This is a genomic window from Burkholderia sp. Bp9143 (genome assembly GCF_003853645.1).
Taxonomy (GTDB): domain Bacteria; phylum Pseudomonadota; class Gammaproteobacteria; order Burkholderiales; family Burkholderiaceae; genus Burkholderia.
This window is the reverse complement of record NZ_QTPO01000061.1, coordinates 38677-45903: the sequence shown is the minus strand read 5'-3', so window position 1 is coordinate 45903 and position 7227 is coordinate 38677. Positions and strand designations below refer to the sequence as shown.

At 59.4% G+C, this 7227-nt stretch carries 5 protein-coding genes; 4 read left to right on the top strand and 1 reads right to left on the bottom strand.

The window, feature by feature from the left end; all coding sequences use genetic code 11:
* The first annotated feature begins 1256 nt into the window (after nucleotides 1–1256).
* The gene (locus tag DIE23_RS33520) at nucleotides 1257–2348 is read left to right on the top strand and encodes a helix-turn-helix domain-containing protein (protein WP_260436297.1); all 1092 of its coding nucleotides are present in this window, start codon (nucleotides 1257–1259) and stop codon (nucleotides 2346–2348) included.
* Between the two features lie 68 nt (nucleotides 2349–2416).
* On the opposite strand, the gene DIE23_RS33515 is transcribed toward DIE23_RS33520, so the two are convergent.
* Nucleotides 2417–2878: a GDP-mannose mannosyl hydrolase gene (locus DIE23_RS33515; protein WP_124616461.1), complete on the bottom strand. Its 462-nt coding sequence runs from the start codon at nucleotides 2876–2878 to the stop codon at nucleotides 2417–2419.
* Nucleotides 2879–3686: 808 nt separating this feature from the next.
* On the opposite strand from DIE23_RS33515, the gene DIE23_RS33510 reads away from it, so the two are divergent.
* From DIE23_RS33510 to DIE23_RS33500, 3 genes are all read left to right on the top strand, one after another.
* Nucleotides 3687–3953, top strand: a complete 267-nt coding sequence (locus tag DIE23_RS33510) for a hypothetical protein (RefSeq protein WP_124616459.1) — start codon at nucleotides 3687–3689, stop codon at nucleotides 3951–3953.
* 676 nt (nucleotides 3954–4629) lie between these two features.
* Nucleotides 4630–5595, top strand: coding sequence for a GlxA family transcriptional regulator (locus tag DIE23_RS33505; RefSeq protein WP_124616457.1), 966 nt, complete (start codon nucleotides 4630–4632; stop codon nucleotides 5593–5595).
* A 90-nt stretch (nucleotides 5596–5685) separates the two neighbouring features.
* Complete coding sequence (locus tag DIE23_RS33500) at nucleotides 5686–7203, top strand: mannose-1-phosphate guanylyltransferase/mannose-6-phosphate isomerase (RefSeq protein ID WP_260436296.1); 1518 nt, start codon at nucleotides 5686–5688, stop codon at nucleotides 7201–7203.
* The last annotated feature ends 24 nt before the right edge of the window (nucleotides 7204–7227 follow it).

Below are 7227 nucleotides of genomic sequence, written 5' to 3'. Positions count from 1 at the left end.
CTCTGGCAGAAATGCTAACCCACGTTTGATTCCTCACGAGAGGCCAGCCCCTGCCACGCGGAGTCATACTGTCTAACGAACAAGTAGTCGGCAATTCGAAAGAATACGCCCACCAGATAGTCGCTAGACGACGCGAGAAATTAGCACGCAAGTCCATGGGACATGACGGGGCCAGGTGCTCAAATCCTATTCGGCGACGGTCGGCGGCACGAGCGATCATTGTGGAGGTTGCGTTATCGCACATTCGGATTCTCGAGCGCGGCCATTCGAGATGAGCACTGCCAAGCATTGAACACCAATGCGCATGTCGTGTGATCGAGCTCGTGAATAGCGTGTATTCCATAGTAAACCGGATGACGACGTCAGAGCAGGTCTTGCCCGTTGATCGGGTTCGTTGCCTTCCGATGCGAACGGCTCTGTCTTCGACAGGTCGACATCTTCGGTTCGTGTGTCGTCGACCCGCCAATTGGCCCCGTCCGGGCACTGTGACGCTCGTCATCAGTCGCCTGGTTCGTGCCTGCGCTCCGTAACCGAACAAGGTGTGTTGCGCGCAAGTATCTCGCGGGCGGCGGAGGGTCCGCTTCGGCTCGTAATGCGCTTCCTCCGGTTGATGACGCTGTCTATACCACGTTCGCGTTGTAGCTGGTCCAGGTGCGCAAAAAGGGGGGGGAGTTTTGACGATGTGTGGCTTGGGAGGCCGACTCGACGTTGTGCCCGATATTTCGGTCTATTACGGCCTCAACGCAGACACATATTGATATGATGACTCGTGCTATCCCCATGAATACATTATTCATGGGTGCAGGGGATGGAAAAATCCAAGAACTCGCGCAAACGTTAAACTATAATTTCAGCCGTTTTTTATATCAGATTATTATATGACGCTGTTTGCAAGCGGGTATTCCATGCATCAGACTGCATTGCACGTACTGTTCGGATCGATTCTGGTTGTCGGCCTCCCGAGCCACGAGCGCTGCCGGTCGTTGCTGTATTCGAATGTAATCGGTTTTGTGAGGGAATTGAACGCGCGGTCGTGCTCCGATACGGGTGCACCTATTTGATCTACGATTTTCGCGCAACCTTACAAACACATTACGTCAATGATCTGGATCAAGTGTTGTTGTTTTTGTATCGCCGCCACACATCTTTTTCTTGATTCTCAACAAATAATTAGTACCGCATCACTGCCTTGATTGATTCCGTCAACAATGAGGCGAAATCGGACACTGATGGGACGGCCGCCGATTTAGCCGCATATGATGCGCTGCAGAAAATGCAAAAAATTGTTAAGGGCCGAGATGATGCAAACAGTGCCGGATGTAACGACAACGGGGTTTCGAGTGAGCGGTGATCGGGGAAGAACCATCGGTCGTCGGCGCGACAGCGTAATCATCCTGTTGCTCGATGGATTTTCAATTATGCAAATGGGCCGACTGGCCGCGGTATTCGAACTTGCAAATCAGCTTGAGCATGTCGACGCCGCGTTTGCCGACCGTTACGAATTGCGGCTCTACTCCAGTCACGGTGGTGCCGTTCGTTCGTCGTCGGGTGTACAGATCTGGACGGACGCACCTCGTCCGCTTGATGCGAGCAGTGTCCAGGCTATGTTCGTGCTGGGTGGACAGGGGCGGGCGAGCGGTCTAGACGATCCCTTCATCGCCTGGCTGCAGCATACTCATCAGCGCGCGCGCGTGGTCAAGGGCGACAGCGGCGGCGTTGAAATGCTGACCGGGATTCGCCTGAACCAGAAAAGTCCGGAAGCCGTGCCGCACGCGATGCAAGCGACGCTGGCCGCTTGCGGTACAGGCGACTCGGCGCCGTCCGGCGACGACGAAGACATGTTCGCCGCCGCATTGTCGATTGTCGTGCGCGACGCAGGTTACGAAATCGCGCAGGAGATCGTTGCATGCATGATGCCCGGCGCGAATCGAAAATTTGCGAGCGTTCTGTTTGGCGTACAGGAGGCTCGAGCCAGTGAATTGATTCGTGCAGCGGCTCATCAACTCAGGAGCAACAGCGCGAATCGCATCTCGATAGCAAATGCAGCTCAGGCAGCTGCAATGAGCGAGCGGAATTTCCTGCGGCGCTTCAAGAACGAAATTGGCGTGACGCCAACCGAGTTCGTGCTGCGCGTACGGCTCGAAAAAGCGTGCTCCATGCTGGTCGAGACGGACTTGCCCGCCGACAAAGTCGCGCGGCGCGTCGGCCTTGGCAGCGGGGATCGGCTGGCCAAGCTGTTTCGCCAGCATCTCGCGATGTCGCCGACGGAGTATCGCGCGGCCGCTCGCGACCGGATGTTCGCGTCGACGGAAGGCTCGGACTGGCGGAACGCTACGTCGTCTCGATGAAATATTCGCCCGGAGGACGACCGGCGGTGAGAGGCCGGTTTTAGTCCGGGCGCGGCGCATGTCTGGTTTCAGGCAGACTCGTCGAAGTAGGTCCGGGTATTCGGATGGATCGTTTGGTCGGCGATGATTTCGTCGGTGGTCGCCCACCGGTATGCGGTGTGCTGTGCATTCGGCAGCGACACAAGGTCGAACTTGCCGCGGACCTTGTATCCCATCACGACATAATGCGTCGAGATGCCTGGCTCACCGCCAAAGTTGTCTTCATAGAGGTGGTCATAGATGCCGAGAAGTTCGGCATCGGCCCGTTCCAGACCGCTGCATCCGAGTTCGTCGTGGACGATGCGATTGAACGCATCATCGAGACGTTCATTCTTCCGGATCCGGCCACCGGGCACGAACCAGAAACCCTGCGCGGGACGATTGACGCGGTGACCGAGCAGGTAGGCCCCGTTGCCGTTCGAGATGATCAGGTCGATCGCGACGAGCGGGGTTGCGTCGACGACGCGCATGAAAGTGTCCAGCGGAAGCATGGCTGATCGGCTCCAGGAAATCTGTCGAAGTGCACGGGCATCGTTCCGCATTCGAATGCAACTCGGCTACCGTAATGCCGTGCCGGCTTTGCCGATGCTCGAACGGCGGATGTCCGTATGCATGCATCTCATGATGACCGGCCTAGGCTGCGCTCGTCGGCCAAAACACCGAAGCAATCCGCCAATCGTGCCAAGCCAATGGTGCGCAATGGTGCAATGTTCATCGAGAAGCGCGTGCGCGCGCATCGATACATTTTCATTCGGCCATGATCGTGGTCGGAGCCGCCATCTCGCTTCGAAACAGTCGATTCGAAGTTAGTCTGTCGTCTGGCCTTTCGAGGAGACGAGTTCACCCCGGAATTCTCCTCGGAATTTCGCCTGCGCGCCATCTGGCGCGCAGGCCTTTTTATTCATCACGGGTCGCATTGAACGTGCTGCGATTGCCAGTCGCAGTCGTCCGAATCGTGGAACCGCAAGACGATACGTGTCGTCAGGCATCGCTAATTACAAAGCAGTACGAACAGTATCGCGAACCGCACGCTTATCGATCGGGAAGCCATGCTGATTGCCTCGGACCCATCGCGCGTCTCGCTTCATCACCTGAAAACATCCTGAAATCGTCCCGGCGTCGTCGCGTGTGCTGCTTCCGTGACGCGATCTGGCGACGCGCGTTACCAGTCGCAAACATACGGTAACCGGTTGGCGGAATCGACGGAATGATTGTCATGTCGGGTATGCTGCATTGCAATGTACGCTAGCGGCATCGTAGCGCATGGTTCGATGCGCGAGACCTTGCCGACAACGGAGCATGGCCGATATGAACGTCGCTCTTATGATTTTCTCCAGGATCTGTTTCGTGTGGGTTCTGGTCTACCTCGTCTTCAGCGCCGCGTCGGGTCTTTGGGCCGGCGCGCGACATGGTCAAGGGCTATTGCTGCTCGAATTTCAGTCGCGTCGAGCCCGTGGTTCGCGTGAAATGGCGCGAGCGCGAATCCTGAAAAAAATGGCACTGTCAGTGATATTTGCGCTTCCAGCAGGCATTGCGTCGCTCGTTGCGAGCGCGGTGATGTCGTAGACGGACGCACTCGCAGACAAGTTGCCGGTGGCTTGACGTGAGTACCGGCCGGCCAGCCGGGCCTCCGTCGAAACATGCGAGAAACTGTCGCAACAGTCGCTGCATCGCAGCGTCAGCGCGCTTCTCCGAGCGCCGGAATGGCGGATCCAGGCTAGTCGGCTTCGCACGACACCCGTGGCCGAATACGCCGCAACGACGCTGGGGCCGGACATGACCGGCACTGATCGCAGCGTGCTGCCTTGGTGTCGGACTTTACGGCGGCGAATCGTTGCCTCCAGGACGATGCTGCCGGTGCGCGAGCGTGCCGCATCATATCCACCGGCGCCGTGATTCATGCACGAAGGTGCCGCGCACCTTGCCGGACAAGCGACGACCAGCGGCACAAGTCCCTATGCTGCGATCGCCATATCGTCTCCGCCGCCGCATACCACTCGCTTGCAGCGTGACCGCTGCGTTTCCTCCTCCGTCGTCGTCTATTTCGCTGCGACAAGCTAGTCGGAAACCGCCAGGTTTTGGCCGATCAGGGAAATCCCGCAGACTAATCCGACGACTGTTTGTACGATTCGGCCAGCGTTTAAACGCCACTCGGCGCCCTCGGTATGATGCGTCGCAACGGAGTAAAAAAAACGATCAAAGACGGCAAAAGTTGATTGGACTGAATGTCCGAGAGCACGCTATGACGCACATGGTTGTCGATCATTCGAGTGATGGGGCGGCAGCGGATGTTGGAGGGAAGCGGTCACGCAGAAATCGGAACATCGGCGTTGTCATCTTCGATGGATTTTCATTGTTTGCAGCTGGAGCGGTGTTCGAGGTGTTCGAAGTGGCAAACGAACTCTATGCGCCGCGAGCGACCGGGCGTCCGCTATACGACATTCGGTTCTATTCGTCGAAGGGCGGAAACATCATCTGGTCGTCGGCCATCAGCGTGCGGACATCTGTATGCGATGCGCGATCGGCGAATGCATTCGACGCGTTGTTCGTCGCAGGCGGAGAAGGCGCGCGGCGCGCCGCGCGCGACGCCCGGATGATTGACTGGTTGCGGACCGTGCTGCCGAAGACCGGCACGGTCGAGTCGATCGGTGAAGGCAGGATGTTGATCGATGCAGCACGAATGGGTTCGCACGCGACCGACGTGGTGAACGTGGTGCGAGACGGCTACGAGCCGGCGAGAGCAGCATTGGCGCTTGTCGAGCGCGACCTGGGCAGCGATGCTGTGCGCGGGATCGCGGCGCGGCTCGCGCTGAATGACGCGCTCGATCCGGCCGAGCAGGATGATGACGCACGTAATGGCGTACCCGCCGACCGGATTCGGGCGGCACAGATTTGGTTGCGAAAGAACTGTGAGCGAGCGATATCCGTCAGCGATGCAGTGCGTGTTGCTGCCATGAGTGAACGGAACTTCCTGCGTCATTTCAAGCAGGAAATCGGCGTGACGCCGTCGGAATTCCTGTTGCAGGTTCGCCTGGAGCGCACGGTGCAGCTGTTGATGGAAACCGATTTGCCGATCGGCACGATCGCTCGGCGATGCGGGTGGGGAAATGGTGATCGCCTGGCCAAGATTTTCCGGCGACACCTCGACGTGACGCCTTCGGAATACCGGTCCCGCGGACGCTCGAGTGAGGCGGAACAGGAATTGTAGGAAAAGCTGGGTCGGCCTAGAGAAAGACAAGGCGCATTCTTGCGGTTTTGCAGATCGAATTCATTGCCTGAGAGAATAGGAGTGCAGAACATGTCGTCGTCCATCGATGCAGTGAAAGGCGAAACAGGACAGGTCGGGTCGGACCGCGACACTCCAGCCGACGTGAAATTCCGCGTCGCGCCGGTCGTTCTCGCAGGCGGATCGGGATCCCGCTTGTGGCCCATGTCGCGCGAGCAGTATCCGAAGCAGCTGATCGGCGTACTGGGTGCGGACTCCTTGCTGCAGGCAACCGTCCAGCGCATGACGGGTTTTTCGATCGGGGAAGGCGACGTATCGGCGCCGATCGTCGTTTGCGGTGAAGAGCATCGATTCGTTACAGCCGAGCAGCTTCGGGCCAGCGGACTCGATGCCCGCATCATCGTCGAGCCCACCCGGCGGGATACGGCGCCTGCGCTGACCCTTGCTGCTGCCGCTGCCTGTGCGGACGGGCAAGACGCGATCGTCGTTGCCATGCCCGCCGATCACGCTATTGCCGATACGGCTGCGTTTCATCGCGCGATCGAACTGGCGGTGGACCATGCGCGGCGCGGTGCGATCGCGACGCTTGGCGTGCCGCCGACTCGGCCCGATTCGGGTTTCGGTTACATCAAGATCGGCGAAGCGCTGGGCGCGGGCGCACACCGGATCGAGCGATTCGTCGAGAAACCGGCAGCCGAACTCGCCGCACAGTACGTCGAGGCGGGTTCGTACTGGTGGAACAGCGGCATTTTCGTCGTGCGCGCGAGCGTCTGGCTCGACACGTTGCGCGCGCTTCAGCCTGACATGCACGCAGCCTGCATGACGGCACATGTGCAAGGCACCAACGATGGTCCGTTCTTCCGGCCGAATGACGATGCCTTTCGTCAGTCGCCGTCGGATTCGATCGATTACGCAGTGATGGAACGTCTTGCGTCCCAGGCGAGCACGGTGGACGGCGTGGTCGTTCCGCTCGATGCGGGCTGGTCCGATCTGGGCTCGTGGGATGCGGTCTGGGAAGCGCTCGACAAGGATCCGGACGGCAACGTCGGGCGCGGCAAGGTCGTGTTCGAAGGTGCGACGTCCAGCTTCGTGCATTCGGAAGGACGACTCGTCGCATGCGTGGGCATGACCAATGCCGTCGTCGTCGAGACGGCCGACGCGGTGCTGGTGGCCGACCGCTCGCGTGTCCAGGACGTGAAGGGCCTGGTGAGCCGGATCCGCGCTCAACAGGCGCCGGAAGCCGACACGCACCGGAAGGTGCGACGCCCGTGGGGCTACTACGACTCGATCGATCACGGAGATCGCTTCCAGGTCAAGCGCATCGTCGTGCATCCGGGCGGCCGCTTGTCGCTTCAACTGCACCACCACCGCGCAGAGCACTGGATCGTCGTGCGCGGGACCGCACTCGTCACGCGGGGCGACGAGCAATTCATGCTCGGCGAAAACCAGTCGACGTTCATTCCGCTTGGCGTCACGCACCGGCTCGAGAACCCGGGAAAGTTGCCGCTCGAGCTCATCGAAGTGCAATCGGGATCGTATCTCGGCGAGGACGACATCGTGCGGTTCGACGATACGTACGGGCGAGCGTAATGCGCCGATTCGACTGTGATCGTT